Source organism: Paraeggerthella hominis (genome assembly GCF_021044775.1).
In the GTDB taxonomy this organism is placed as follows: Bacteria; Actinomycetota; Coriobacteriia; order Coriobacteriales; family Eggerthellaceae; genus Paraeggerthella; species Paraeggerthella hominis.
In genome coordinates this window covers 1-26,539 of the sequence record NZ_JAJNOQ010000008.1, presented here as the reverse complement: position 1 = coordinate 26,539, position 26,539 = coordinate 1, and the positions used below count along the sequence as shown (strand labels likewise).

General features: G+C 64.2%; 24 protein-coding genes and 1 tRNA gene. 3 read left to right on the top strand and 22 right to left on the bottom strand.

Features of this window, described 5'->3' with window-relative positions; genetic code table 11:
- Positions 1 to 40: 40 nt before the first annotated feature.
- From LQE90_RS09195 to LQE90_RS09150, 10 genes are all read right to left on the bottom strand, one after another.
- Complete coding sequence (locus LQE90_RS09195) at positions 41 to 754, bottom strand: HAD family hydrolase (RefSeq protein ID WP_216529508.1); 714 nt, start codon at positions 752 to 754, stop codon at positions 41 to 43.
- Complete coding sequence (locus tag LQE90_RS09190; RefSeq protein ID WP_216529507.1) at positions 751 to 1,656, bottom strand: cation diffusion facilitator family transporter; 906 nt, start codon at positions 1,654 to 1,656, stop codon at positions 751 to 753. Before LQE90_RS09190 ends, LQE90_RS09195 begins: the two co-directional genes overlap by 4 nt.
- Positions 1,657 to 1,729: 73 nt before the next feature.
- Positions 1,730 to 1,816 (bottom strand) — tRNA-Leu (locus tag LQE90_RS09185).
- Between the two features lie 287 nt (positions 1,817 to 2,103).
- The gene (secG, locus tag LQE90_RS09180; RefSeq protein WP_114566910.1) at positions 2,104 to 2,361 is read right to left on the bottom strand and encodes a preprotein translocase subunit SecG; all 258 of its coding nucleotides are present in this window, start codon (positions 2,359 to 2,361) and stop codon (positions 2,104 to 2,106) included.
- A gap of 157 nt (positions 2,362 to 2,518) precedes the next feature.
- On the bottom strand, positions 2,519 to 4,063 hold the full coding sequence (gene gpmI, locus LQE90_RS09175; protein ID WP_216529506.1) for a 2,3-bisphosphoglycerate-independent phosphoglycerate mutase: 1,545 nt from the start codon (positions 4,061 to 4,063) through the stop codon (positions 2,519 to 2,521).
- Positions 4,060 to 4,836 carry a triose-phosphate isomerase gene (gene tpiA, locus LQE90_RS09170; RefSeq protein WP_216529505.1) on the bottom strand — a complete coding sequence of 259 codons (777 nt, stop codon included), beginning with the start codon at positions 4,834 to 4,836 and terminating at the stop codon, positions 4,060 to 4,062. The genes gpmI and tpiA overlap by 4 nt, the downstream gene beginning before the upstream one ends.
- A gap of 45 nt (positions 4,837 to 4,881) precedes the next feature.
- Complete coding sequence (locus LQE90_RS09165) at positions 4,882 to 6,066, bottom strand: phosphoglycerate kinase (protein WP_216529504.1); 1,185 nt, start codon at positions 6,064 to 6,066, stop codon at positions 4,882 to 4,884.
- A gap of 28 nt (positions 6,067 to 6,094) precedes the next feature.
- Positions 6,095 to 6,289, bottom strand: a complete 195-nt coding sequence (locus LQE90_RS09160) for a DUF8066 domain-containing protein (protein ID WP_216529503.1) — start codon at positions 6,287 to 6,289, stop codon at positions 6,095 to 6,097.
- 223 nt (positions 6,290 to 6,512) lie between these two features.
- Complete coding sequence (gene gap / locus LQE90_RS09155; protein ID WP_123191556.1) at positions 6,513 to 7,514, bottom strand: type I glyceraldehyde-3-phosphate dehydrogenase; 1,002 nt, start codon at positions 7,512 to 7,514, stop codon at positions 6,513 to 6,515.
- Positions 7,515 to 7,808: 294 nt separating this feature from the next.
- Positions 7,809 to 8,888, bottom strand: coding sequence for an AbrB family transcriptional regulator (locus LQE90_RS09150; RefSeq protein WP_216529502.1), 1,080 nt, complete (start codon positions 8,886 to 8,888; stop codon positions 7,809 to 7,811).
- A 132-nt stretch (positions 8,889 to 9,020) separates the two neighbouring features.
- Between LQE90_RS09150 and LQE90_RS09145 the strand changes: the two genes are divergently transcribed.
- Positions 9,021 to 9,932 carry a substrate-binding domain-containing protein gene (locus tag LQE90_RS09145; protein ID WP_216529501.1) on the top strand — a complete coding sequence of 304 codons (912 nt, stop codon included), beginning with the start codon at positions 9,021 to 9,023 and terminating at the stop codon, positions 9,930 to 9,932.
- Between the two features lie 13 nt (positions 9,933 to 9,945).
- Here LQE90_RS09145 and whiA read toward each other — a convergent pair whose 3' ends face one another.
- The 11 genes from whiA to dltA all read right to left on the bottom strand — a co-directional run bounded on the left by whiA (position 9,946) and on the right by dltA (position 22,450).
- Positions 9,946 to 10,878: a DNA-binding protein WhiA gene (gene whiA, locus LQE90_RS09140; RefSeq protein WP_114566916.1), complete on the bottom strand. Its 933-nt coding sequence runs from the start codon at positions 10,876 to 10,878 to the stop codon at positions 9,946 to 9,948.
- On the bottom strand, positions 10,857 to 11,981 hold the full coding sequence (locus LQE90_RS09135) for a gluconeogenesis factor YvcK family protein (RefSeq protein WP_216529500.1): 1,125 nt from the start codon (positions 11,979 to 11,981) through the stop codon (positions 10,857 to 10,859). The genes whiA and LQE90_RS09135 overlap by 22 nt, the downstream gene beginning before the upstream one ends.
- A gap of 8 nt (positions 11,982 to 11,989) precedes the next feature.
- On the bottom strand, positions 11,990 to 12,949 hold the full coding sequence (gene rapZ, locus LQE90_RS09130) for an RNase adapter RapZ (protein WP_114566918.1): 960 nt from the start codon (positions 12,947 to 12,949) through the stop codon (positions 11,990 to 11,992).
- On the bottom strand, positions 12,930 to 15,194 hold the full coding sequence (gene uvrC / locus LQE90_RS09125; protein WP_225749053.1) for an excinuclease ABC subunit UvrC: 2,265 nt from the start codon (positions 15,192 to 15,194) through the stop codon (positions 12,930 to 12,932). The genes rapZ and uvrC overlap by 20 nt, the downstream gene beginning before the upstream one ends.
- Before the next feature lie 103 nt (positions 15,195 to 15,297).
- Positions 15,298 to 16,239 (bottom strand): LysO family transporter, encoded by a 942-nt coding sequence (locus LQE90_RS09120; protein ID WP_225749204.1) that lies wholly within the window; start codon positions 16,237 to 16,239, stop codon positions 15,298 to 15,300.
- A 114-nt stretch (positions 16,240 to 16,353) separates the two neighbouring features.
- Positions 16,354 to 17,988 carry a serine hydrolase domain-containing protein gene (locus LQE90_RS09115; RefSeq protein ID WP_216529567.1) on the bottom strand — a complete coding sequence of 545 codons (1,635 nt, stop codon included), beginning with the start codon at positions 17,986 to 17,988 and terminating at the stop codon, positions 16,354 to 16,356.
- A 19-nt stretch (positions 17,989 to 18,007) separates the two neighbouring features.
- Positions 18,008 to 18,181 (bottom strand): hypothetical protein, encoded by a 174-nt coding sequence (locus LQE90_RS09110; RefSeq protein ID WP_216529498.1) that lies wholly within the window; start codon positions 18,179 to 18,181, stop codon positions 18,008 to 18,010.
- Positions 18,178 to 19,455, bottom strand: coding sequence for a D-alanyl-lipoteichoic acid biosynthesis protein DltD (dltD, locus tag LQE90_RS09105; RefSeq protein ID WP_216529497.1), 1,278 nt, complete (start codon positions 19,453 to 19,455; stop codon positions 18,178 to 18,180). Before dltD ends, LQE90_RS09110 begins: the two co-directional genes overlap by 4 nt.
- Positions 19,456 to 19,467: 12 nt before the next feature.
- Positions 19,468 to 19,722 (bottom strand): D-alanine--poly(phosphoribitol) ligase subunit DltC, encoded by a 255-nt coding sequence (dltC, locus tag LQE90_RS09100; protein ID WP_114566922.1) that lies wholly within the window; start codon positions 19,720 to 19,722, stop codon positions 19,468 to 19,470.
- The gene (gene dltB, locus LQE90_RS09095) at positions 19,715 to 20,887 is read right to left on the bottom strand and encodes a D-alanyl-lipoteichoic acid biosynthesis protein DltB (RefSeq protein WP_216529496.1); all 1,173 of its coding nucleotides are present in this window, start codon (positions 20,885 to 20,887) and stop codon (positions 19,715 to 19,717) included. Before dltB ends, dltC begins: the two co-directional genes overlap by 8 nt.
- A gap of 12 nt (positions 20,888 to 20,899) precedes the next feature.
- Positions 20,900 to 22,450 carry a D-alanine--poly(phosphoribitol) ligase subunit DltA gene (dltA, locus tag LQE90_RS09090; protein ID WP_216529495.1) on the bottom strand — a complete coding sequence of 517 codons (1,551 nt, stop codon included), beginning with the start codon at positions 22,448 to 22,450 and terminating at the stop codon, positions 20,900 to 20,902.
- 300 nt (positions 22,451 to 22,750) lie between these two features.
- Here dltA and LQE90_RS09085 point away from each other — a divergent pair, with 300 nt between their 5' ends.
- A complete protein-coding gene (locus LQE90_RS09085; protein WP_216529494.1) occupies positions 22,751 to 23,251 on the top strand; it encodes a YaiI/YqxD family protein in 501 nt (166 codons plus the stop codon).
- An 84-nt stretch (positions 23,252 to 23,335) separates the two neighbouring features.
- On the opposite strand, the gene LQE90_RS09080 is transcribed toward LQE90_RS09085, so the two are convergent.
- On the bottom strand, positions 23,336 to 24,691 hold the full coding sequence (locus tag LQE90_RS09080; RefSeq protein WP_216529493.1) for a DUF2130 domain-containing protein: 1,356 nt from the start codon (positions 24,689 to 24,691) through the stop codon (positions 23,336 to 23,338).
- 238 nt (positions 24,692 to 24,929) lie between these two features.
- On the opposite strand from LQE90_RS09080, the gene gdhA reads away from it, so the two are divergent.
- Positions 24,930 to 26,261 carry an NADP-specific glutamate dehydrogenase gene (gene gdhA, locus LQE90_RS09075; RefSeq protein ID WP_216529492.1) on the top strand — a complete coding sequence of 444 codons (1,332 nt, stop codon included), beginning with the start codon at positions 24,930 to 24,932 and terminating at the stop codon, positions 26,259 to 26,261.
- Positions 26,262 to 26,539: the final 278 nt, after the last annotated feature.

Below are 26,539 nucleotides of genomic sequence, written 5' to 3'. Positions count from 1 at the left end.
CTCGATCGAACATTCGAATTGGGCCGCACGTTCAGCCTGTTCAGTCTAGTAATTTGTCAATGTCGGTCAGCATTCTGACACGTTCGTAACCGCTTTCGCTCTCGGTATCGTGCCGGTCGATGATGATCGGGCGAATACCGGCCGCGCACGCACCGTCGCCGTCCGCATCGGGACGATCGCCCACGTGCACCACCGCGTCCGCGCACACGCCCAGCTGCTCGCACGCAAGATCGAATATGACCGGATCGGGCTTGCGATACCCCACCACCGCCGAAGACACCACGGCATCGAAGTACGGAAGCAGCCTCAGATCCCGCAGAAGCCCCTCCAAGCCCGCATCCCAGTTCGATACCACCGCCAGCGCCAGCCCCCGCTTCTTGAGCGCCCTCAAGCAGTCCATGACGTCGGGATACAGCGCCCAATGATCCCCCTTGCGATACGCTTCGTGCACCGACTGCGCCATGCCCTCGGAATCATGGGAAATGCCCGTCAAGTGGCACACGTAACGATACTGGTCCATCCAGATGGCAACCGAGCCCTCATGGGAGCACCAGAAATCGCCGTCGCGCAGGTATTCGGCCTCGTAGTAGGCATCCATTGCCGGCATGTGAGGCTCTACGTCCCGCACGGTCAAAGCGTGGCCGCGCTCCTGAGCCACCCGCGCAAACGCCTCCGCAACCGAAGGGCTCGGGTACAAAAGCGTGCTTCCCACGTCGAAGAACACGGCCCTCACGGCCGAGAATCCCCCGCTCATTCGCTATGCCCGTCGTCGGGCTCCACATGCACGAGCACGTCCACCACGTTATCGAACCGTCGGCGCACAGCCCGCTCCACCTCGTCGGCTAGGTCGTGCGCGGCCGCAACGGTCATCTCGGGCGCAACAAGCACGTGCAGGTCCACGTAGATCTCTCCCTCCGTGCCGCGCGTGCGCACGCGGTGGGCGTCCTGCACCCCGGAAACCGCCAAAGCGGCCTTGCGCACGTCCTCTTCCGGGATGCGCGCATGGTCCGACAAGGTTGCCAGCGCATGCTTGAACACGTCGTAGGCGGTTGCCAGGATGGCCACGGTCACGATGAGCGCCATGATGGGATCGGCCATGGGAAAGCCCAAGGAAACCAGGGCCAACCCGATGATGACCCCGATGGAAACCATCGCGTCGGACAAGGTATGGCTCGCGTCGGCGGCCAGGATCTCGCTTTTCAGCAGCTTTCCCTGCTTGCGCTCGTACACGGTCACGCCCAGGTTCACGGCCAGCGTGCCGATCATGACCGCGAAGGACAGCGGACCCACCTCGGCGGTGTACGTTTGCGTAGCCAGCTTCCCCACCGCAGAGCTTCCCACCTCGAACGCCGCGAGCAAGAGCAGAACGCCGATCACCAGGCTGGCGTACGTTTCGAACTTGGCATGACCGTAGGGATGCCCCTCGTCGGCCGGGCGCGCGGCAAGGGCGATGCCCACCAGGCCCACCACGTTGCCCGCCGAGTCGAATACCGAATGAATGCCGTCAGCCTGCATGGAGGCCGACCCGCTGTACGTTCCGTACAGGTACTTCGCCGCGGCCACGGCAAGGTTCAAGAACAGGATGCCCCACAGAACGCGCCTGATGGAGCGCATGCGATCGGACACGGGGCTTTTCGTCGTCAATGATCGGGCCATGGTTCGTCCCCTTTCAAAGGATGCGCGCAAATGCAAAAAAGGAGAGCCACTCGGACTCTCCTTCTAGCTTTACTGGTGTCGGAGGCGGGATTTGAACCCGCACACCCTATACGGGCACTAGCACCTCAAGCTAGCGTGTCTGCCGTTCCACCACTCCGACTTGTTGCGAAAAGCAACGGTGGTTATTCTACCCGAACCTCTTCGCGTTGTGAAGGGGAAATTTTGACGAATTTTCACCCCTTGCCGCAACGGCCGAAAAAGAAGGCGGATCCCCCTCCCCGACGCGCAGGCGCCGGGGACGTCCGACTCGCGCGGCGCGAAGACCCGCATTGCGCAATCGATCCCCGAAGAGCGCCTGCAACGCGAAAAGGCGCCTGTTACGGCGCCCGTTCATACTGCTTCGTTCCCGCTGAAACCACGCACGCCGACCACGGCCGGCGCAGCGTGCTACCTCCCCGCGATCGTGCCGTGCGGGTAGATGATCATGAGCACGATAAGCGACAGCAGGAACACCGCCGCCAAGACGATGGTAATGCGGTCGAGGTTCTTCTCGACGATGCTCGTGCCGGTCTGCGTGGAGTACACGGAGCTGGCGATCATGTCGGAGATGCCCGTGCCCTTGCCGGAATGCAGCAAGATGAAAATGATGAGGCCGATGCCCGACAGAACGAGCAGGGCGATCACGATGATGAGAAGCGGGTTCAAGGTTCGTCTCTTCTTTCGTTCGGAATCAAACGGTATGCAAGTTGCCTAGTATAGCGAAACGCGCCGCCAAGGGCAAGCAGCAGCGCGTTTCGCCACCGATGCGGGAGCCGACCCGGCCGACCTGCGCCCGTCCACGTCGGCTCCCGCTATCGCGAAGCTACGCCAGCAGGCTTCTTCCCGTCATGGCTTCAGGGGCTGGCAGCCCGATCAGCTCCAGCAGCGTGGGCGCGATGTCGCAGAGCGCGCCCGGGGAACCGTCGAGCGTGCGCCCGGTTCCCGCGAAGTCCACGAACGCCAGCGGCACGAGCGCCGTGGTATGGGCCGTGAACGGGCTTCCGTCTTCAGCGAGCATCTTGTCGGCGTTTCCATGATCGGCCGTGATCAGGGCGATGCCGCCCGCCCGCTCGACGGCGGCGAGCACCTGTCCCACGCCCGCGTCCACCGCTTCCACGGCGGCTACGGCGGCGGGGATGACGCCCGTATGCCCCACCATGTCCGGGTTGGCGAAGTTCACGATGTACACGTCGGCCTCGCCGGCATCGATGGCGGCAGCCAGCGTGGACGCCACGCCGGGCTCGCTCATTTCGGGCTTCAGGTCGTACGTGGCCACCTTGGGGCTGGGAATGAGCGCGCGCTCCTCCCCCGCCTTCGGCTCTTCGCGGCCGCCGTTGAGGAAGAACGTCACGTGCGCGTACTTCTCGGTTTCGGCGATATGGTACTGACGAAGGTCGGCGGCTGCCAGCACGTCCGCCAGCACGTCTTCGGGAAACTCCTTCGCGTACGCCACGGGAGCGGCGATCTCGGGGTCGTACTCGGTCAGGCAGACGAACGAAACCTGCGGAACCCGGCTGCGCTCGAAGCCGTCGAACGAAGCATCCACCAGGGACCGAGTCAGCTCGCGCGCGCGGTCGGGACGGAAGTTGAAGAACACCACCGCATCGCCGTCGCACACGCCGCGATCCGAAAGCGCCACGGGCTCCACGAACTCATCGGTGACGTCGGCGGCGTAAGAGTCGGCCATGACCTGGGCCGGCGTGCGATCGACGCAAGGTTCGGCCTCCACGATGGCGCGCCACGCACGCTCGACGCGCTCCCATCGGTTGTCGCGGTCCATCGCGAAATAGCGCCCGGAAATGCTGCCGATCCGCACATCGCACGCATCGTCGGAAAGCTCCGCCGCCACTGCTTCCAGCTGCTCCACGAAGCCCGAACCGCTCTTGGGCGGCACGTCGCGCCCGTCCATGAAGCAATGCACGACAACGTTTCCAACGCCCGCCGTCTTGGCCGCGCGCATAAGGGCGTACAGGTGCTCGTTGGAGGAATGGACGCCGCCGTCGGACAGCAGGCCCATGAGGTGCAGGGCCGCGCCCGGCGCCGACGCCGCAGCGAACGCGTCGTTGAGCACCGGATTGGCCGCCAGCGACCCGTCCGCGCACGCGCGGTTGATGCGCGTAAGCTCCTGGAACACCACGCGGCCGGCGCCTATGTTGAGGTGCCCCACTTCGGAGTTGCCCATCTGGCCGTCGGGCAAGCCCACGGCCTCGCCCGACGCTTCGAGCTTCGTCCAAGGACGATGCGCGAACACGTCGTCCAAACACGGCGTGCTCGCCAGCGAAATGGCGTTGCCGGGACCGGGCTCGGCCAAGCCGAACCCGTCCATGATGATAAGGCAAGCCGGCAAGGTCGTGTTGGCGGGCCTCATCGCAGGCACGCCTTGATCAGCTGGACGAACGACGACGCCTCCAAGCTGGCACCGCCCACCAGGCCGCCGTCGATGTCGGGCTGGGCCAGCAGATCGTCCACGTTCCCGACGTTCATGGAGCCGCCGTACAGCACGCGCATCTGCTGCGCGACGTCCTCGCCGTACAGGTCGGCGAGCGTCGAACGGATGGCCGCGCATACGGCCTGCGCCTGTTCGGGCGTAGCCGTGCGGCCCGTGCCGATGGCCCAGATGGGCTCGTACGCCACGACGCACGTTGCGGCATCGCGCGCGTCAACGCCCGCGAACGCAGCGCGCACCTGGGCGCAAACGTACTCCTCCGTCGCCCCCTCGTCGCGCACGGCAAGCGACTCGCCCACGCACACGATGGCGTACAGCCCGGCTTCGACGAGAGCCTTGACCTTCCGGTTGACGTCCTCGTTCGATTCGCCGAACAGCTCGCGACGCTCGGAGTGGCCCACGATGGAGCACGCGCAGCCGATCTCCTTGATCATCGGCACCGAGATCTCGCCGGTATAGGCGCCCTTGGGCTCCCAATACACGTTCTGGGCGCCCACGGCAACCTTCGCCTTGTCGAAATCGAGAACCGTCTTCGCCGGCTTGAGGTCAATGAAGGGCGGGCAGATGAGGATGTCGACGTCCTCGCCCCAGATGCCCTTGTCGTACTGGTTGGAAATCTCCTGCGTGAGCACGACGGCCTCGCCGATCGTATTGTTCATCTTCCAGTTGCCCGCCATAAGAGGGGTTCGCTTCATACGTACCATCCTTTCAGATAGAGGAAACGCGATGGATGCGGCCAGCTAGCGCAATGCCTCGACGCCGGGGAGCTTCTCGCCCTGGACAAGCTCCATGGACGCGCCGCCGCCGGTGGAGATGAAGGTCATCTGCGCCGCCAGATCGAACTTGTTGACCGCGGCAACGCTGTCGCCGCCGCCGATGACGGTGTCGGCTTCCGCATTGTCGGCCACCGCCTGCGCCACGGCCTTCGTGCCGGCCTCGAACGCCGCCATCTCGAACACGCCCATGGGGCCGTTCCAGAACACGGTGCCCGCCTCGGCCACGGCCTGGGCGTACAGCTTCGCGGTTTCAGGTCCGATATCGAGGCCCATCATAGCATCGGGAATATCGTCCACCGAAACCGTGAGCGTTTCGGCATCTTCGGCGAAGCGGTCGGCACACACCACGTCAACGGGAAGCAGCAGCTTCACGCCGCGCTCGTCCGCTTTGGCGATCATGGCCGCCGCGCGCTCGATCCAATCCTCTTCCTTGAGCGACGAACCCACCTGCTTGCCCTGCGCCGACAGGAACGTGAAGCACATGCCGCCGCCGATGACGAGCGTGTCGCACTTGTCCATGAGCGCGTCGATGACCTTGATCTTGTCGGACACCTTCGAGCCGCCCAGGATGGCCACGAACGGGCGCTTCGGCTCCTCGAGCATGCCGGTGAGCGTGGCCACCTCGCGCTGCATGAGGTAGCCCGCGTACGCGGGGAGCAGCGCCGCGACGCCCGCCGTGGAAGCGTGCGCGCGATGCGCGGTGCCGAACGCGTCGTTCACGTACACGTCGCCGAGCTTTGCCAGCTCTTCGCAGAATGCGGGGTCATTCTTCTTCTCGCGCTTGTCGAAGCGCAGATTCTCCACCACCAGCACGTCGCCGTCGCGCAGGGAGGCCGCCTTGGCCTGCGCGTCCGCGCCTACGGTATCGGTGGCGAACACCACGGGCTTGCCCATGAGCTCGGAAAGCTTCTGGGCGGCCGGGCGCAGCGTGAACGACTCTTCGAAGCCCTCGCCCGACGGACGGCCCAGATGGCTCATGAGAACGACGCGCGCGCCTTGCGCGACAAGCTTCTCGATCGTGGGCAGCGCCGCGCGGATGCGCGTGTCGTCGGTAACGACGCCGTCTTTCACCGGCACGTTGAAATCGACGCGCACGAGCGCGCGCTTCCCCGCCGCGTCCAGCTCGTCGATGGTCTTGATGTCAGCCATACAACCCTCTTCCACAGACTAATGATACCTATTGATTTCCGTTGCCCGGCGTCGCGTTCCGGCGCGCCATTTCGCTGGCGATTGCCTCGGTCGCCGCCGCCGTTCGCTCGGCAGCCCTCACAAGCCGCACCGTCATGACGATCGCGAAGATGGCAACTCCTGCCGCAAGCAGGAACGGAACCATCAGCAGCAGCTCCGGAGCGCCCATTCCCAGTACCCTCATAGCGTGCTCCTTTTCCTCGATTCGCGCGAAGCGCGAAAACAACCGGGCAGGTTGGCGCAGTAAAACAGCGAGGGGCGCTGCGGTGCCCGAGATTCGCGGGAGGACGCGGGCGAAGCGTACTTGGGTACGCGAGCCCGCGGCATCGTGCGAAGATCGGGTGCCCCAGCGCCCCGCAGCGTCGAGCGGTTCCGCCGGCCGTCAGGCCGACGGAACGAGCATTCCTCTACAGCAGGATCTTCACCAGGTCCTTGACGCGGTTGGAGTAGCCCCACTCGTTGTCGTACCAGCTGATGCACTTGACGAAGTTGCCTTCGCCGCCCATCACCATGGTCAGCTTGCTGTCGAAGATGGAGGAGTGCGGGTTGCCCACGATGTCGATGGACACGATGGGATCCTCGGTGTACTCCAGCACGCCCTTCATCGGGCCTTCGGCGGCAGCCTTCATGGCCGCGTTGATCTCCTCGATGGTGGCGTCGCGCTCAAGCTCGACCGTCAGGTCGACCATCGATCCGTCCGGCGTGGGAACGCGCGTAGCGAAGCCGTCCAGCTTGCCCTTGAGCTCGGGCAGCACGAGCGAAACCGCGCGGGCAGCGCCCGTGGTGGTGGGGATCATCGACACGGCTGCGGCGCGAGCGCGGCGCAGATCCTTGTGGGGAAGGTCGAGGATCTTCTGGTCGTTGGTGTAGGAATGGATCGTGTTCATGTAGCCGCGCTTGATGCCGAACGTGTCCAGCAGCACCTTCGCGAAGGGGGCCAGGCAGTTCGTGGTGCACGAAGCGTTGGAGATGATGTGATGCTCGTCCTTGTTGTACTGATCGTCGTTCACGCCCATGACGATGGTGATGTCCTCGTTCTTGGCGGGCGCGGAGATGACGACCTTCTTGGCGCCGGCGTCAAGGTGCGCCTTGGCCTTCGTGCCGTCCGTGAAGAAGCCCGTGGACTCGACGACCACGTCGACGCCCAGCTCGCCCCAAGGCAGGTTGGCGGGCTCGCGCTCCGAGAGCACCTTGACCGCATGGCCATCGGCCACGAAGCCGTCCTCGGTAACCTCGACGGCGTCGAAGGCACGACCGTGGATGGAATCGTACTTGAGCAGGTGGGCCATCGTCGGAATATCGCCAAGGTCGTTAACCGCCACGACCTCGATCTCGGGATCGTTCGCCATCGCGCGGAACGCCAGGCGGCCGATGCGGCCGAATCCGTTAATGCCTACTTTGATTGCCATGCGTATCCCCTTTCATAAAGATACTCAGTTTCTCGTTTACGGCACGAACCGATAATACAACACAAGCACTCGCCATTCTACCCGCACTCGTCTTGCATCATCCGTGCGATCCGACAAACACGGTGGTAAGCGGCGCTTTTGAAGAGATAAACCGGCTCTTGCCGCATCGAGGCACCAGAAAATCCAGGCGTGTGCCTTCATTTATCGTCGCGATTCCCGTCACGATAGCATCACGTGCCGAAGCGCAAACCCACCGCCTGCGCCAGCCGACGGCAACCAGTCCCCCATCGAGGGTCAACTCCCCGTGAAATAGCAGATAAGGTTGACGATCTGAGGAAAGAACGCCATGACGAAAACTGCTCGCATCACCTGCATGACAACCACGTCGGTGTTCTTGACGTTCAGGTCATCGACTATAAGAGCCATGTCGGATGCCCCGGCGGGAGACGCTATGAGCATCCCTTCCTTTCTGCCGTACCCGAACAGCTTGCTTTCAAGCTTTCCCGTAACAAAGCAGTTGAACGTGTAACCCGCCACCAGAACGACTGCGGGAAGCACCAAATCGGCCAAGCCCGTCAGCCCCTCAGCAGTGAGCAACGTTCCAAGGTAGCACCCGGCAACAAGCTGGCAAACCTTCTTAACCCATTTAGGGATGAAAGCAAAATCGAACACGAGCTTCAGGATAAGCACGGCAACGATCGCCGCGGTGAAGGTAAGCCCCGCAACGCCCGTCATCCTCCCAAGGACCCCCGCCAGCGCGGCAACAGCCAAAGCTGCTACAGTCGATGCTGGAGACTTCTGATTCGACTTCATGCGGTTCTCGCCGGGAGCAGTTTCGGCGCCGCGCGCATCAGGGTGCCCATGTGCCGTGCGGTACCCATCGAACAACGCAATCATCACCGGAAACGCCCCGATGCCGAGCACCTGCCTGATCAACTGCATCACGGTAACCGCAGGAGCGTCGGCCCCCATGTCCGCCGCGACAATCGGAGTGTCGTTGATACCGCCCGGCACGGCGCACATAAGGGAGGTCACCAAATCGAGCGGAGACACCGCCCAGATGACGAATCCAAGAACAAGGTTCAAAATGAGAAACGCAAGGAGCATCAGCGCGACCGGCTTCGCGAATCGCCTCAAACGCACAAGGTCGCTCCGCTCCATGGAGCAGCCCACGAACGCACCGGCGATGATCTGAACCGCGGTTCGCGTTTCAGCAGGCAGCCAGGTGAATCCCGTCGCAACGCTCAACACGGCAACGCCCGCGAAAGCGCCGATCATATACCCAGCAGGCACTTTGAGCCTCTTGAACAGCAATCCACACGCGACGCCGACCGACAACGTGGCGAGCAGCGGCGCTATCGTCGAAGTATCCATGCGCACGTCCTTTTCATCGATTCTCGCAGGAGTATAATCATCGACATACCGGCAATCAAACGAATCGAAACGAATACGCTTTCTTAACCACTGTTCATACCGTTTCGTCCCAATTCGTAGAATCGAGGTTTTATGAGAAACGACGAGGCGTTAACCGTGGACGAAGTGGCCGACATACTGCAAGTAGGTCGCAACACCGTCTACGCGCTCAAAGACCGGGGAGAGCTCAGCTCGTACAAGGTCGGCAGGAAGCTGCGCTTCACTTACGCGGACGTGCAGAGCTATATCGCAAGATCCAAGAACCCGAACCGCTTCGAGCACCGAAACGACCCGAACGAGCGAAAGCGGCAATTCGTCATATGCGGGCAAGACATCATCTTGGACGTTCTCTCCAACTACATCGCCCAGACGGGAGTCGAATCGCTGCGCTCCTACATCGGGAGCTACGACGCCTTGACCGACCTCTACAAAGACAAAGTGCAGGTTGCCTCCGCGCATCTCTGGGACGGAGACGCCGACGAGTACAACGTCTCCTACGTCAAGAAGCTTCTCCCCGGCACCCCGACCGTCATCGTGAACCTCACCTACCGCATGCAGGGCTTTTACGTGGCGAAGGGAAACCCTAAGAACTTGACCACCTGGGAAGACCTGCTCGCTCCGGGAGTGAAGATCGTCAATCGAGAGAAAGGCTCGGGCTCCCGGGTGCTGCTAGACGAGCACGTCAGACTGCTGGGCGCGCAGCCTTCCTCCATTCAAGGCTACGAGATAGAAACCCAGTCCCACATCGCCGTTGCGAGCATGGTGGCTCGAGGACGCGGGGACGTGGCGATCGGGAGCGAAAAGGTGGCGAAGCAGGTGGAAGGCATCGATTTCGTGCCCCTGCAGAAAGAACGATACGACCTTGTGGTCAAACAGGAGAACTTCGACGCGCGCGCCGTGCAGACGATGATGGGCATCCTGGAGTCGGGACTGCTTCGCGAAGAGTTCGCAAGCCTGGGCGGATACGACACCTCGGACATGGGGCGCATCATGTCGATCGGCTGACGACGCGGGGCCCCTACCCGCGCACCTCTTTCGCCATCTGCTCGATCCGGCGAACGCGGTGGTAAACGGCGCTTTTGGACAGCGGAGGGTTCGCTCGCTCCCCCAGCTCTTTGAGCGTGGCGTCGGGATACCTGACCCGCAGCTTGATGAACTCCTGCAGCGCCGGCGGCAGATTCTCCATGCCGTGCGCCTCCAGCACCATACGGATCGCGTACAGCTGGTCAACGGAAGCGTTGGCCGCTTTGGCCTGATTCGCTATCTCGGCGTTGGTCTGCCGGTTCACGTCGTTGCGCACGCTCTTGATGACGCGCGCGTTCTCCATGGCGAGCGCGCTTTGATGAGCTCCCGCGAAGGCCAGAAACTCCAGGATGGCCGCGCCGCTTTTAAGGTAGACCATGTACGAGCTGCGCCGCTGCATGACGCGCGCGTTGATGCCCTTGCGCTCCAGCAGGCTCACCAGGCTGTCGGCCAAGTCCTCGTTTTCGACCGTGATCTCGAAATGGAAGTCGCCGCGCGGATCCGAGACGAACCCGCTTCCCAAAAACGCACCGCGCAAATAAGCCGCAGTACAGCATTCCTTCGCCACCAGATCCGAGGTGAGCCCCATCATCAGGCCGCCCTCGGCGGAAAGCACGCCCATGTCGACGAGCGATTCCGCCAAGCGCGCCTGGGAAGGCACCTCGATAAGGTAGTTCGGCGTCTTGTGCAGCACGCTGCGGCGCACCGTGAGGTTCGTCTCCAGGTGGTACAGCTCGTGCAGCAGCTTGATGACCAGGCGCGCGACGGACGGGACGTCCGTCGCGATCTCGATGCGGTACTTGCCCTGCCCGCTGAAGAACAGCGTGCCCTCGATGCGCACGAGCGCCGCCAGCGTCGCCTTCTCGCAATGCGAGCAGGTGGGTGGAACGCGAGCCAGCTCGTCTTTTACTTCCGCCGTGAACGACATAGGCGCAACACCCCCGAAAACGCTTCCCGCAACGCAGCCGGATCATGCCAGGTAGGCCGCAACGCATCCACCAGGTTGCGCGCGATGACCACCGGGCCGCGCGCCTGGATGGCCTGCACGTCCTGATAGCTGACGCGCACGGGACGCACCCGCTGCGACAGCTCCAAATCGCCCATGTCCGATGTCGAAGCGTGCTCCGGCTCGGCACCGGCCAAGGCACTGAACAGGCCCGTCGCCGGACTATCGGGCCGCAACGGCACCTGCGTATGCACCAGCACGTAATCGAGCAGCCCGCGCATGCCGTGATCCATGAGGGCATCCACGTGCTCGCGGGCGGCAAGGCCCCACGTCTCCCCCTGCATGTCGGCGAGCGAGCACACGAACAACGTGCTGCCCTTCGATGCGCGTATGGCGTCCACCACGCCGGGAACCAGCAGGTTCGGGATGATGGACGTGAACAGGGAACCCGGCCCCAGCACGATGAGGTCCGCGTTGCGAATGGCCTCGAGCGCAGGCTCGTAGGGCACCACGCCGCGCTCGGCGCGAAGCCGCACGCATTCGAGCGCGGTGCGCGAATGGCACGCCACCGCCTGACCCTCTAAAATGCGCCCGTCGCGCGTGCGCGCGGCAAGCGACACCCGATCGAGCGTTGACGGGTACACGTGCCCCCGCGCTTGCAGCAACCGCTCGCATATAGCGATAGCCTGGGGAAACGACCCTGCCGCATCCTCCAATGCCGACAGCATGAGGTTGCCCAGGGTGTGGTTGCGCGCAAACGAGAACCGATACTTGAACGCCTTGGTCAAAGGGTCGCTCGGATCGGCCGCCATAGCGGCGATGCACTTGCGCACGTCGCCGGGAGGCGTGACGTCGGCCTCTTCGCGCAGGATGCCGGTCGATCCGCCGTCGTCGGCCATCGCCACGACGGCGCTCGTTTCGACGCCCATCGACAGCAGCGTGCGGATGGACACCGGCGCGCCCGTGCCGCCGCCTATCACGACGGCGCGCACGTGCTCGTCGACGGCGGACGCCGCGCTCGGCGTGCCCAGCGAGGCGAAAGCGGCCGTCAGGGACGGATCATGCGAGAACGGTTGCGTTGCCATGCAAAGCCCTAGCGCCCGGCGACCGGAGCCGCAGCGGCGGAATCCGTCACCAGCAAACCGTCGGCCCCTTCGGCCAGCTTGAGGTCGCGATGGGCGATGCTCACGCGGTAGCCCTTCGCCTTGAGGTAGTCGGCCGTGGCCTCCGCCAGCGCCACGCTGCGATGCTGGCCGCCCGTGCATCCGATGCCGATGGCCAGCTGCTGCTTGCCCTCGGCCACGTAGCCCGGCATCACGCAATCGAGCAGCGCGCGCCAGCGCTTCTGGAACTCCTCGGTCTCGGGGCGGTACAGCACGAAGTCGCGCACCGGCGCGTCCAGGCCCGTCAAGGGGCGCAGCTGGGGATCGTAGTACGGGTTCGGCAGGAAGCGCACGTCCATGACCAGGTCGGCGTCAAGAGGCGCGCCGTGCTTGAACCCGAACGAGTACACCGTGACCTGCAGGCCCGTGCGGTCCTCGCCGGGTGCGAACAGAGCGCGGATGGTGGTGCGCAGCTGCGGCGGCAGCATGTCAGTGGTGTCGATGACGTGATGCGCGCTCTCGCGCAGCTCGAACAGCAGGTCGCGCTCGCGCACGATGCCCTGAGCGATGGACGCCCCGTCGGCGGAAAGCGGGTGACGGCGGCGGCTGGACTTGTACCGCGCGATCAGCTTCTCGTCGTCGGCGTCCAGGAACAGGACGCGGTAATCGAGCCCGCGCTCCTTGAGCTTTTTGAGCTCGCTTGTCAAGCTGGCGAAGAAATCGCGGTTGCGCGCGTCGCACACCACGGCCAGGCGTCGCCGCTCGTCGGGCTGGCCGGGCATGCCGGTAAGCTCGAGCAGGTTCCCGATCAGGCTGGAGGGCAGATTGTCCACGCAGAAGTAGTCCAGGTCCTCGAACACGTGCATCGCCTCGGTGCGGCCGGCGCCGCTCATGCCGCTCACGATGACGAGCTCGGGCATGTGCTCAAGATCAACCGTCGATTCGCTCATCAGCAATCCCTTCGTCGGTACGGGAGCGCTCGCCCGTGCTGGCAAGCGCGTCGGATTCGCATTGCTGCGCGCCGCCCACGACGCGCACGTCCTTTCGCTCCCTATTATACTGCTGAAGCACGCGGTACAGCTCCTCAGCCACCTCTTCGGGCACAAGGCGCGCCGCTTTGATGTCGTCAAGGGCGGCGTCTTTGAGGTTCTTAAACGATTTGAAGTGCTTGAGCAGCGCCTTTTTGCGCACGGGTCCAAGGCCCGTCACGTCGTCGAGGATGGAGGCGGTCATGCCCTTGCCGCGCAGCTCCCGGTGGAACGTGATGGCGAAGCGGTGGGCCTCGTCGCGCACCTGTTTCACCAAATACAGGGACGCGGAACCGCTCGGCAGCACCACCGGGCCCGTGTCCTGCCAGGGAACGAACAGCTCTTCGTCGCGTTTCGCCAGGCCGCACAACGCAATGTCGCGGATTCCCAGCTTGTCGAACATCTCGAGCGCCGCGGACAGCTGCGGCTTGCCGCCGTCGAGGATGATGAGATCCGGCTTGCTTCCGAAGCGCTCGTCCGCCATGCGCTCGGGCGCGTAGCGGCGGCTCATCACCTCCTGCATGCTCAAAAAGTCGTTCGCCTCGTCGAGCGGCGTCTTGATCTTGAAGCGACGGTACTGGTTCTTGTCGGGCTTGCCGTTCGTGAACACCACCATGGAGGCCACCGTGTAGGAACCGTGAATGGTGGAGATGTCGAAGCATTCGATGCGCAGGGGAGGCTCGTCGAGGGCCAACGCGCTTTCCAGCTGAAGAAGCGCCTCGTTGATGCGCTTGTCCTCGTAATTGGTGCGCACTTTGTAGCGCATGAGCGTGTGCTTCGCGTTCGTCTCGGCCATGCTCACAAGCTCGTGCTTCTCGCCTTTGCGCGGCGCCGTGAACCGCACCTTCGCGCCATGGGGGCTTGCCAGCTTCTCGGTGAGCCATGCTTCCATAGCCTCTTCGTCCTCGGGCTCGTCGCGCACGATGATCTCATGCGGAATGGACGTGGTGGCGTCGTAGTAGCGCAGCAGGAACATGTGCAGCAGGTCGTCGTCGGGCACGTCTTTGCCGCGGTTCAGCACGAACTCGTTCGAGTTGATGATACGGCCCTCGCGCACCATGAACACGTGCACGCCGGCGATGGTCTCCTCGCGGAAGATGCCCACCACGTCGGCGTCCAGGTTGCGCGTGGACACGGCATGCTGCTTGTCGGTCAGGCTGTTGATGGTGTCGATGCGCGCCTTGATGCGCGCGGCGCGCTCGAAGTCGAGCTCTTCGGCCGCAGCCTGCATGTCGGCGGTCAGCTCGTCGACGAACTCCCGATGCTGCCCGGACAAGAATCGTCCGATGCGCTTCACGTTGACCTGGTACTCTTCGGGCGTCACCGCGCCGCAGCACGCGCCGGGCCCCAAGCCCACGTGCGCATCGAAGCACGGGCGCGCGTCGCTTGCCATGAGCGCGAGCGGGTTCTTCTCCAGCCTGCGCTTGAGCTGACGCCAATCGGCGCACGATGTGGCGCACAACGGCACGACGCGCCGCGCGATGTCCACCATGTCGCGCGCGGCGCGGCTGTCGGTATAGGGGCCGAAGTACTTCGTGTCGGGCTTGTGCTTCTCGCGCGTGTACTTGATGGCGGGAAACACGTCGCCTTTCGTGAGCGCGATGAACGGGTACGACTTGTCGTCTTTGAAGTCGGCGTTGAAGAACGGGCTGTGCTGGTTGATGAGGTTCTTTTCCAGCACGAGAGATTCGTGCTCGTTCTCCACCACGATGTAGTCGAAGCTGTCGATCTGGTCGACCAGCAAGGGTATTTTGGCGCGCTCGTCCTGGAAGTTCACGTACTGGCGCATGCGCGCGCGCAGCTGCTTCGCCTTGCCTACGTAGATGACCTGGCCGGACTTGTCTTTCCATAGGTACACGCCCGGCAGCGCGGGCACGGCGTTGAGCTCCTGCTTGATGCGTTCGAGCTTGGCCGTTGCCGCCCGGCCTTCCGGCAAGGTCGGCTTCCCGTCGGCCGAGGCGGCGGAGCCGAATTCGCGCGTCGCCTGGTCGAGGTCGCAGCGATGCTGCTCGCGCTCGATGCGCGAGCGCTGTCCCGCCGGCTGATCCAGGTTGTCGAAGCCAAGGGCGTCGCCGTCGTCGAGTGCGGAAAAGCCGGCCGAATCGGCAGCTTCCCCTTCTTCGTTCGCAGCATTCGTCTTGATGGGTTTGTCGAGGTATTCGTCCATGAACGGCAGTATAGCAAAGCCCCGTTGCGCACCGGCCGAGCCGCCGCCGCGCGAACAAACGATTCATGTTTGGGAGCGGGCCGTCAACGCGGCCCGCGCACCGCTATATGAACGGGTGGAACGCCTCTATCAGAACCGGGACCATCGCCGAGCAGATAACGCCGTTGAGCACCGAGAGCACCACCGTCTCGCCGTTCGTGCAGCGAATGAGCATGGGCAGCGTGGTATCCTCGCTCGTTGCGCCGGCGGGCGCGATGCACGTAGGGTAGTTGAGGTGCCGGGCGATCCAGGGGATGCAGAAGAACGACACCAACTCGCGCAGCAGATTCGACAAGAACGTGATGCTGCCCACCTGCGCGCCGGCGATCTCGGTCATCATGACGCCCGACAAGCTGTACCAGCCCAATCCCGACGCGATGGCGCCTCCCGTCGGCAGGGAAAGCCCCGTCAAGGGAGCGCACAGCAAACCGCCCGCGATCGATCCGACCACAATGCCGAAGGGAATGATGAGCACGCGCACGTGATACTGCCGCAGCTTGCCCAAAAGGCCGCGGCTGCCGCCCACGCTGATGCCCACGAACAGCATGAGGCCGTACAGGATCAGGTCGGAATGGTCGGCCAGCGCGTCGAGCGGCGCAAGGTGCACGCCCGCCAGCCCGTAGGCTATCCCCAGCACAAGCGCCCCCACCGCCATGCCGATCATGACGGCTTCGCCGTTGCCGGCAGGCTCCCCCGCCGCCGGCGCCTCCTGCGCAGCGGCCACGTTCGGACCGGCCGCTTTGCGGGTTATGTCGCTCATGAGCCAGTTCGTCAGGCCGTACACGACCAAGGTCGAAAGAGCCACCGGCACCAGGCAGAACAGGGCGCTCGCCCACCCGACGGTGCCCAGCTCCTCCAGAAACGTGTCGCGCCCTCCCAGCAAAGCCCCCATCGAGAAGATGAGCAACGCCGTGAACAGCAGCGTCAGCTTCTCGTTCGCGCCTTTGAGGCGCGCGGGGAACACCGTTGCGCCCACGAGCACGCCCACGGCCATGATGACGAGCACTTCCAACCTTGATCCCCCTTTGCTGCGAAAGCATCCATTGTAGCGCAAAGCGGCGCTACGGGGTTTCAGGTTCGCGGGGCATGCGCTCGGTTCGCGCCGCGAAGCCGCGGGGCTTCAGGTTCGCCGGGAGCGCGGTCGGCTCTCCTTCGCCGGAGGCGCAGCGGCGCGGACCCGCCCGCGCCCCATGCGCACGGCTACCGCCAGCTTGGCGGCGCCGCCCGCAGCAAGGAGCGCCGCGCTTGCCCCCAGCACCGCAGCCACGTCGGGAGCGAACGTGAGCACGTCGCGCCACGGCACCCCGCGCAGGATGGGAAGCGCCAGAACCGCAAGCGGCGCGACGACGTGCAGGACGACGGCGCGCGCGACCAGCATCCGCCTCGCGCGCAACCGCAGCGCCGGCGACGCCTGCGATACGCACGTCGCGCGCATGCGGCGCGTCCACCGCCGCAGCAACCCCAGCGGCGCTGCGCTCGCCAGCAGGACGCAGGCGTACAGCACGTCGTTGCGCGCGTGCGCCACCCGCACCCACGAAGCGTCGACCGGGTCTGGATCGGCGCCCACCGCCGCAGCCACCACGCCGTTCGCCAGCTCGAAGAACAGGTTGTCGCCGCCCGCGTGATCGCTCGCATCGCCCAGCACCACCACGCCCAAACCGCGCTCGGGCAGCAGGCACATGCTTGCCACGTAGTTCTCCACCTGCCCGTCATGGGACAGCACCGTCTCCCCGTCGTCCCAGGAAAACGACGTCCAGCCCATGCCGTAGTACGTGTCGCCTTCGGGATCGGGAACGCGGTCCATGAACATCGACTCGATTCCCTGCGGCGAGATCACGCGCTCCCCCGCGTCGCTTCGCCCGCCGTTGAGGTACATCCGCAGACAGCGCGCCATGTCGGAAACGCTCGCCGCCACGTAGCCCGACGGAGCGGCTCCCCACGCCTCGTCGCTTGACGCGTGCGCGAACCCATCGGCTACGGGCACGCCGAACCAACCGCGATGGCCGGGCGCCATGCCCTTTTCCCGCGCGATCTCGCCGTCAGCCGTCGAGCGGTCCATCCCAAGGGGAAGAAGCACGTGATCGCGCAGGTACGCCGCGTACTCCTGCCCCGAAGCCGCTTCGACGATGCGGCCGAGCAAATCGTAGTTGGCGTTCGCGTACGAGAACGTCCCGAACGACGCGCCCTTGCGCGCATCGGCGAGCGCATCGTAGTACCCGAACCCGCTCGTCTGGTTGAGCAGGGATCGTACCGTGACCTCGGGCGGCGCGCCGTACTGCGGCACGTACAACGAGGCCGGCGCATCGAGGTCCACCTCCCCCGCCTCCACCAGCTGCATCACCGCAAGAGCCGTGAACGACTTGCTAAGCGACCCCATCGTGAAAAGCGCCTCGGCATCCGGGCAATCCCCCAGCGTGCGCAGGTACCGGACGCCCGAAGCATCCACCACGGCCACGGCAACGCCCGGCACGCCCGTGCGGGACGCGTTGTCGTCCAGGTAGGAATCGAGCCGAACCGCAAGCGCGCCGCCTTCGGGCTCCATCCCCTGGGGAGGCGCTTCGTCGGCCAAATCCCCCAGGTCGCCGCCGTCTTCGACGCCAAGATCCGCAGGCTCGTCGGAGGGCGCCGCAAGATCGGGCTCCTGGTCGGGCACGTCGACGACAGGTGCGCAGCCGACAGCTGCACCGATGCACGAAAGCGCCAAAAAGGCCGCAATCGCCGCACGCCTGCCGATAATCGCCATCCCGTTCGCCATCACGATCGCACCCGGCTTCCTAGAAACTGTCGTATACGAATTGAACCGGTTGGGAAAAGCCGGAGAACACGATGAACCAGGCGAGCAGGACGACCAGGGCGACCACGGCTGCGCCGGCCGCCGCAACCAGCAGTCCGGGACGCCGTCGCGCCGCGTCGCGCACACCGTCCGCCCACCGACGAAGCCGGCTCACGATGCGCTCCCGTCGGTTACACCGGCAAGCGAGGCGCCCGCATCGCCCGCCGAAGCCAAGCCCTCGGCCCGGCCGAAGCCGGCCCCGCCCAGAAACGCATCGTCGCGCCCGTTCGCGAAATCGTAGAACGCCTGCTCGATGCGCACCCAGCCGCGCCAGCCGGGATGCACGGTATCGCACAGAAAGTACTTCTCGTACTCGCAGCTGGAGAAGTCGGCGTACGCAGCCCCCGCCGCATCGCACGCGCCGCGCACGCGATCGTAGAACGCGCTGCGCACATCGGCCGCGACTCCCTCGCGGTCGTACCAGGCGCCGTGCATCGGCAGGATCACCACAAGCGGCTCCAGTCCCGTTTCGCGGCACACGTCCAAAAAGCACGAGAGGTCGTCGTATTCGGCATTCGCCTCCGTGAAGTTCTGCCCGCGTTCCACGTTGTAGCGGGAGTTCTTCTGCCAATAGGCGTCGTAGATGCCGTACGGGTTGGTGGTGCAGGCGGCGGCGCCGGATGCATCCGCCTGCGACAGCAGGGCCCTCCAGTCGGGTTCGCCCGTTGGGTTGCCGATCGCACGAGCAGCGCTCTTGTGCGGAGCCTGCTCGATCACCTGGGGCAAGCGGCTGCGAATGCGCGCGTCTTCCGCAAGCGAATACGCCGCATCGTTCACGGCGTCGAACGGCGTGTCCCTGTTGGCCGCGGCAAGCTGCCCCGCGTTGACCCCAAGGGCCGCCATGCGGGATCGAACGTAGGCCTTCGTTTTCTCGGACAGACGCGGGTTGTCCGCGAACTGCCGGTACAGGCTGTACGAGAACTTCGAGGGGAACTTCGCCTGCGCCCCGTTGCCCTTGAAGAACCATTGCGGCGACACCACGATCATGACCTTCTTGTTCTTGACCTTGTCGCCGTACGCACCGGCCGCAACAGCTTGCCATAGGCTTTGATCGTACGCTTCGCCGACGAAAGTCAGATCCACTCCGGTCACGTTCTCGCCAAACACCGCCTGCGGGCACTGCGCGACCTCGTCCTTCGAAATGTAGAACTCCGACGATCCGAACGCCAGGTGGCCGTCCGCGCTCATCGAAGACAGCGTGAACGCGGTGCTCTCGGCCTTCACGCCCGAATACACGTAATCGTAGAGCCGTGTCGGATCGTGATCGGTTTGCCGGGGCAGCCCCCAGGCGCAAAACCCCGCGAACGCCAGCACGGCTGCGAGCAGCGCCGCAACCACGCCGCGCAGCAAGGCCATGCCCGTAAAGCCGGTCGATGCCCCTTTCGCCATGGTCCCGCCCGCCTACAGGCGGATCTCCACTTGGCGAATGATCAAATCCACCGTGTTCATCTCGTCGCGTTCCACCTCGGTAGGGGCAATGGACACGCCGAACTCCTCCTCGATGGTCACCAAAAGCTCGATAGCCCCCATAGAGTCCAAAAGGCCGAGCGCGAACAGATCCTCGCTTCGGCGCTCGCGCACCTCGTCATCGTCGCAGATATCCTCCAAAATGCAGAGCATGCGCTCCTCAAGCTGATCGTGCGTGACGCTACCCATTGATCGCTCCTTTCACGAGCATCGTTGCCTGCCCCGAGAACAGCGCGAACCCGATCATCACCAACTGCAGCGTGACGAACCAGGATAGCGCCTTGAACCAGGGTTCTTTCTTATGCCGCTTGTAAAACTTCGATTTCTTCTGAAACGCCTCCGTACCCGCCAGCAGCAAGCCGTGGTACAAGCCGTACAAAAGGTAGTTCGGTGTCAGGCCGTGCCAAGCGCCCATAAGCACCATGTCGAACACGAAGCCCCAGCACGCCGTGGTCAGGCGGCTTTCGAACCAGCGCTTCTTGAGCGCCAGGCGCGAAAACCGCATGAACACGAAGTCGCGCAGCCAAAACGAGAGCGTGATGTTCCACCGGTTCCAAAAATCCTTGATGTCGATCGACGCGAACGGCGCGCGGAAGTTGCGCGGCGTGCGAATGCCGAAGCAGTAGCTAGCGCCCATCGCCATGAGGCTGTACCCTGCAAAGTCGAAGAACAGGTACAGGCCGTACACGTACGCGGTCTGAACCTGCGCGCCCAGCTCCGCAAGAAACGGGCCGCCGCCCCATGCGGTCGGTGCGTACAGGCGATGCAGCCACACCGCGATCACGAACGTGTACGCCATTCCCACGAGCAGCAGCAGGATGCCGCGCGCGAGCAGGCCCGCGTACTCGTCGCGCGTCCGCACCGCGTCGGCATCCTGCGCGAAACGGCGGGAACGGTCGATGGGGCCGGACGTGAACACGGGGAAGAACAGCAGGAAGTACACGTAATCGAACAGGTTCATCCGCTCGATGAGGCCGTCGCGAATTTCGAAGAGCACCTGCAGCGCCTTGAACGTAATGTAGGAAACGCCCAAGAAGCCCAGCAGATTCTGATCGAACACCGCGCCCGCCTTCGCGGACACGAGCGGCACGAGCGTGACGGCAACGGCCGCATAGAAGCGCGCGTTCGACTTCGGGTCGGCCGAGAGCCACCGCATGCACACTACGGCCGCCAGCACGAACCCCGCCGCGAGCGCAAGGCCGGCGACGTCCTTCGAGAACAAGCACGCCAGCAGCACTACGGACACCGCCAGGCCGTAGCGCTTGAGCGGCTTCTCGCGCAGGCCGAGGAAAGCTGCGCCCGCTACCGCTGCGGTCAGCGCCACGAAAAAGCTGGGGTCGGCGTAAAACGACATGCGCGCGACCTGCTACGCCTCGACCAGGGCTTTTCGATCAAGCTTGCCGTTGCAGGTCAGCGGCAGCTCGTCGAACAGCTTCACGGTGCGCGGCACCATGTACGCAGGAACGAGCTCGGCCAGACCGCGCCGAATCTCCTGGCGAGCGTCGAAGGCGTCGAGCGCAGCAGCCGAAGCATCCAGCACCACGCATGCCTTCAGGTGGGAAACGCGCCCGCGGCGCAGCACCGGCACTACGACAGCTTGCTTCACCTGCGGCAATGAAACGATGTTTCTTTCCACGTCCTCAAGCTCGATGCGAAACCCGTTCACCTTCACCAGCGCGTCGAATCGGCCTTCGCAGTGCAGCACGCCCTCCTTGTCCAATCGACCCAGGTCGCCCGTACGATACGCCCGCATTTTGCGGCCGTCGGAACGCAGCGACCATGAGAACGCCTCGGCGGTTTTATCGGGATTGCGGTAGTAGCCTTTCGCCACCGTGTCCCCCACGATGACGATCTCGCCGCTTCGCCCCGGCTCGCACGGCGCCCCCGTTTCGGGGTTCACGATGCGCAGCTCGGTCCCCGGACGAGGACGCCCCACCGGCAAGGGGGCCGCATCCGCAAGCTCGGCGGGACCGATTTCGGCGTACGTTACCGCCACGGTGGACTCGGTGGGCCCGTAGGTGTTCACGACGAGCGCCTGCGGAAACCGACGGACCAAGTCCTCGGCCGTCGCATGGTGCAAGGTCTCCCCGCAAAAGAGAAACATGCGAACGTCGGAAAGAAGCGCCTGGTCGAACGAAGGATCCGCCAGGCATAGATCGGCGAACGACGGCGTGGAAACCCACACCTGCACGCCCGAGGCGCGCAGGTCCTCGAACAGCATGCGCGCATCCTCGGTTTTCTCACGCGAAACCGCGTGCAGGCACCCGCCGGTCGACAGCGCGCCCACCACTTCGTACTGCGACAGATCGAACGAGTACGGCGGCTGGTCCAGGAACACACGCGCACCGTCCGACACCACCGGAAACGTGCGGAGCCACCGCATGAAGTTCGCCACGTTGTCCGCGCTCACCTCGATGCCCTTGGGTCGCCCGGTCGAGCCGGACGTGAAGATGAGGTAATGCGTCTCCTCGCCGGAAACCCAGCAGGAGCGGTCGGGGACGCTCGCACGGTCGAACGGCAGACGCGCAACCTCGCGCGCATCCACGACGCGGTCCTCGCATGTCAGCTCCCGCAACGCGCAAGGCAGCTCCACGGCGGTCAACAGCAACGGTTCCCCCAGCTGGGAAGCGATGTCAGCCAACCGAGACGCCGGCATCTCAACATCGACGGGCACGAAGGCGTGCCCGCTTTTCAAGCAGCCCAGAAACCCGACGATCATCAAGGAGCCCTTATGCCCCAGGACGACGACCGGCTCGCGATCGCCCGAACGCTCGCGCAGCGCGCACGCCACGGCATCGGACATAGTCCACAGCTCGGCATAGGTCATGGTTGCGTCGTCTGCACGATAGGCCAAAGCATCCGGCGTCGTCTGCGCCCATCGCTCGACCTCCAGCAAAAACCCGTTCTCGTTCGCCATACGCTCGCCTCTTCTCTCGCCCCGTTGCGCGCCAAGCCGCCCCATGCGACCGGGGTTCAAGATAGACTTCGAATATCTACGGCGCATCGAGGTCACAGACTGAGCACAAATCGGTAACCGAACCGACGCTCAAAAAGCTGCGCCTTCACATGCTGCGCACGACAGCGAACCGACGATGCGCGCAGCGGGTCGACAACCGCGCAGCACGCGCCTTGGGCTTCGGGCCTATGCGGAAGCGCGCGGGTTCGCAACCTGGGATGCCTGCCGCTATACTGAACCAACCCAAGAGAAAGCAGGTCCATGAAGCCCACTGTGTACATCGACGCCGACGCCTGCCCCGTCACCGCCGAGGCCGTCAACATCGCCCGAAACCGCAACATCCCCGTCGTTATCGCGGGCAACTCAACGCAGAACCTGCTTCGGCACGTGCGACGAAGCGACCCCCGGCAGCCCACCGACGGATTCTGGGTCGACACCCTTGCCGTGGGCATCGGCGCCGATGCGGCCGATTTCGCCATCGTGCAGGAACTGAAGCCCGGCGATATCGTGGTGACGCAGGACATCGGCCTTGCGGCCATGGTGCTCGGCCGCAGCGCGCGGGCCATCGGCGTGCGAGGGCGCGTGTACTCGCGCGCGACCATCGACGCCGACATGCAGATACGCCACCTCGAGAAGAACGTCCGTCGACAAGGCGGCAGGACGAAGGGCCCTGCGGCGTTCGAGGACGAGGATCGCGAACGCTTCGCGGCGAACCTGCGGCGCCTGGTGGACGAGTCGCTTCGCGACGGGGACGAGCGCTAGCGCAGCGTCGACGGCGGCAAGGCTCCGGAAAGCGAAACCGGGCGGCGCACCCCATCCCGCCGCCCGGAAACCGGCAAGCCGCACCTATTCGGAAACGTCGGCGCTACCATCCTCAAGCGCCTTGAACGCGGCTTTCATAGTGGGGTTGTTCCTGGTCAGACGCTTGATAGTCAAGTCCTGCGCCTTGTTGTTCGCCAGGCGCAGATTGTTCTCGGAGGAAAGCAGGGCCTCTTTGGTTTTCTGCAGGTGCGTGATGGTCTTGTCGATCTCGTCGATAGCCGTCTGAAAGCGGCGGCTGGCCAGGTCGTAGTTGCGCGCGAAACCCGATTTGAACGTCTCCATCTGCTCTTCGAAGTTCGTGATGTCGATGTTCTGGTTGCGCACCACGGCCAGCTCCGCCTTGTAGGCAAGCGAGTTGAGCGCGGCGTTGCGCAGAATGGAGATCATGGGCAGGAAGAACTGGGGGCGAACGACGTACATCTTCTCGTACCGATACGACACGTCCACGATTCCCTGGTTGTACAGCTCGCTGTCCGGCTCCAAAAGCGACACGAGCACCGCGTACTCGCATCCCTTCTTCGTGCGATCGGCGTCGAGCTTCTTGAAGAACTCGTCGTTTCGATGGCGGCGTGACGGGTCGTCGGATTCGTTCTTCATCTCGAACATGATAGACACGATCTCGTTGCCCGCCTCGTCGCACTCCCGGAAGATGAAGTCGCCCTTCGAGCCGCCGGATGCATCGTTGTCCTTCTCGAAGTACGCCCGCGGGAACGCCGTTGCGCGAATCTTGTTGAACTCGGTCTCGCAATGCTGCTCAAGCGACTCGCCCACCATTTTGGTGGACAAGCGCGCCTTCATGTCGCGATAGCGCTCGATCTCGTTTTCCTTGTACGCGATGATGTCGTCTTTCGCCTTCAGCTCAATGGACAGCTGCTCCTTGAGCGCGCTTTCAACCTGGATGCGCTCGGCGTCCTTGAGCGCCACCTGGGCGGCCAGGGCATCGCGCTCGCGTTCGATCTCGGTGCGCGCCTGCTGCACGGCCAGCTGCTTCTCGGTTTCGCTGGCGTGCTGATGCGCGGACAAGCGCTGCTCGAGCTCGACGATGCGAGCGTCCTTCGCCGCCGCGATGTCGGCAAGCGCACGCTCGCGCTCGGCCTGCGCGACGCGCTCCCGAGCTTCGTTCTCGCGCTTCGCCGCGTCCAGTCTGGCCTCCAATTCGGCAATGCGGGTCTCCTTCTCGGAGGCCTTCGCCTGCGCCGCTCCCAAAGCCTGCGCCACCGCCAGCTCGACAGCCTGCTTCTTTTCGGTTACCAGCAGCTGCTCGTGCCGTTGCACTTCCTTGTCGAATTCGCTGTCGCGCACCTGCTTCATGATGGCCGCGAAACCGGTCTCGTCAACCTGAAACACCGTTTGGCAATGGGGGCACTTGATCTCGTTCATGCACGCTCCTTATCTCTTGCCCCGATTCTACCCCATCGATTGTTTTCGAGAGGGTCGCAATGGGGACAGTCGAGCAATTCATCGTTGAAATTCGCAACGAGCCGGACGTCCCGAATCGCTTCGATCGCGACCTTTCGGCGCACAGGTTTGTTTCGAATCGTTTAAATAATCATTGCGCGCGGTCGGCTCTCTTTATAATGATGCTATTGCGTACTGCATTTCCCAAAGGAGGTCCGAATTGAGTTACGTCGATCGAGTTATCGAGCAGGTCAAGGCGAAGGACGCCAGCCAGCCTGAGTTCATCCAGGCCGTCACCGAGGTGCTGCGTTCCCTCGAGCCGGTCATCGAGGCGCATCCCGAGTACGAGGCCGCCGGCCTGCTCGAGCGCATCGTGGAACCCGAGCGCGTGATCACGTTTCGCGTCCCCTGGGTCGATGACGCGGGCAAGGTGCAGGTCAACCGCGGCTTCCGCGTGCAGTACAACAGTTGCCTGGGGCCTTACAAGGGCGGCCTGCGCCTGCATCCGTCCGTGAACCTGGGCATCATCAAGTTCCTGGGCTTCGAGCAGATCTTCAAGAACAGCCTGACCACGCTTCCCATGGGCGGCGGCAAGGGCGGTTGCGACTTCGACCCGAAGGGCAAGTCGGACATGGAAGTCATGCGCTTCTGCCAGAGCTTCATGACCGAGCTTCAGCGCCACATCGGCGCCGACACCGACGTGCCGGCTGGCGACATCGGCACGGGCGCACGTGAGATCGGCTACCTGTTCGGCCAGTACAAGCGCATCAAGAACGTCTGGGAAGGCGTGCTTACCGGCAAGGGCCTGTCCTACGGCGGATCGCTCGCCCGCACCGAGGCGACCGGCTACGGCCTGATCTACTTCGTGCAGGAGTACCTGGAGTGCCACGGCGACTCCTTCGAAGGCAAGACGGTGTCGGTCTCCGGCTCCGGCAACGTGGCCATCTACGCCACGCAGAAGGCCCAGCAGCTGGGCGCCAAGGTAGTCACGCTCAGCGACTCCACCGGCTGGATCCACGATCCCAACGGCATCGACGTTGCCCTGGTCAAGCAGATCAAGGAAGTCGAGCGCGCCCGCATCTCCGAGTACGCGAAGCGTCGCGAAGGCGTGGAATACCACGAGGGCCGCGGCGTGTGGAGCGTGCCCGTGGACATCGCGCTGCCCTGCGCGACCCAAAACGAGTTGTTCATCGAGGATGCGCAGCAGCTGGTCGCGAACGGCTGCAAGGTGGTTGCCGAGGGCGCCAACATGCCCACCACGATGGACGCGACCGATTACTTCCTGGACAACGGCGTGACCTTCTGCCCCGGCAAGGCCGCCAACGCCGGCGGCGTGGCCACCTCCGGCCTGGAGATGTCGCAGAACTCCGAGCGCCTGTCCTGGTCGTTCGAGGAAGTGGATGCCAAGCTGCAGGGCATCATGAAGAGCATCTACCACGCAGCCGACGACGCCGCGCGCGAGTTCGGCCACGAAGGCAACTACGTCATGGGCGCGAACATCGCCGGCTTCAAGAAGCTCGCCGACGCCATGATGGCGCAGGGCGTGGTGTAAGCCGCAGCATCCAGCAAAAGCGAAAGCCCGGTCACACTGGCCGGGCTTTTTCATGTTCCCGTGGTACCCGACGCACGGAGATCGCCCATTACAGTTAGACCTGGCTCTGCCGGGTCTTTTCTTTTCCAGCTCGATCCGCAAGCGGATTACGATGAAGCAGACCCTGCGGGGTTGCTGGCCGACCCGCCCCGGATGGCCCTTCGTCCCTGCCTCTCGCGAAGGCCCGGGGGGTGTTGCCACCGGGGACGGGCGCCGCGGCGAAGGCTGATAGAAACCTG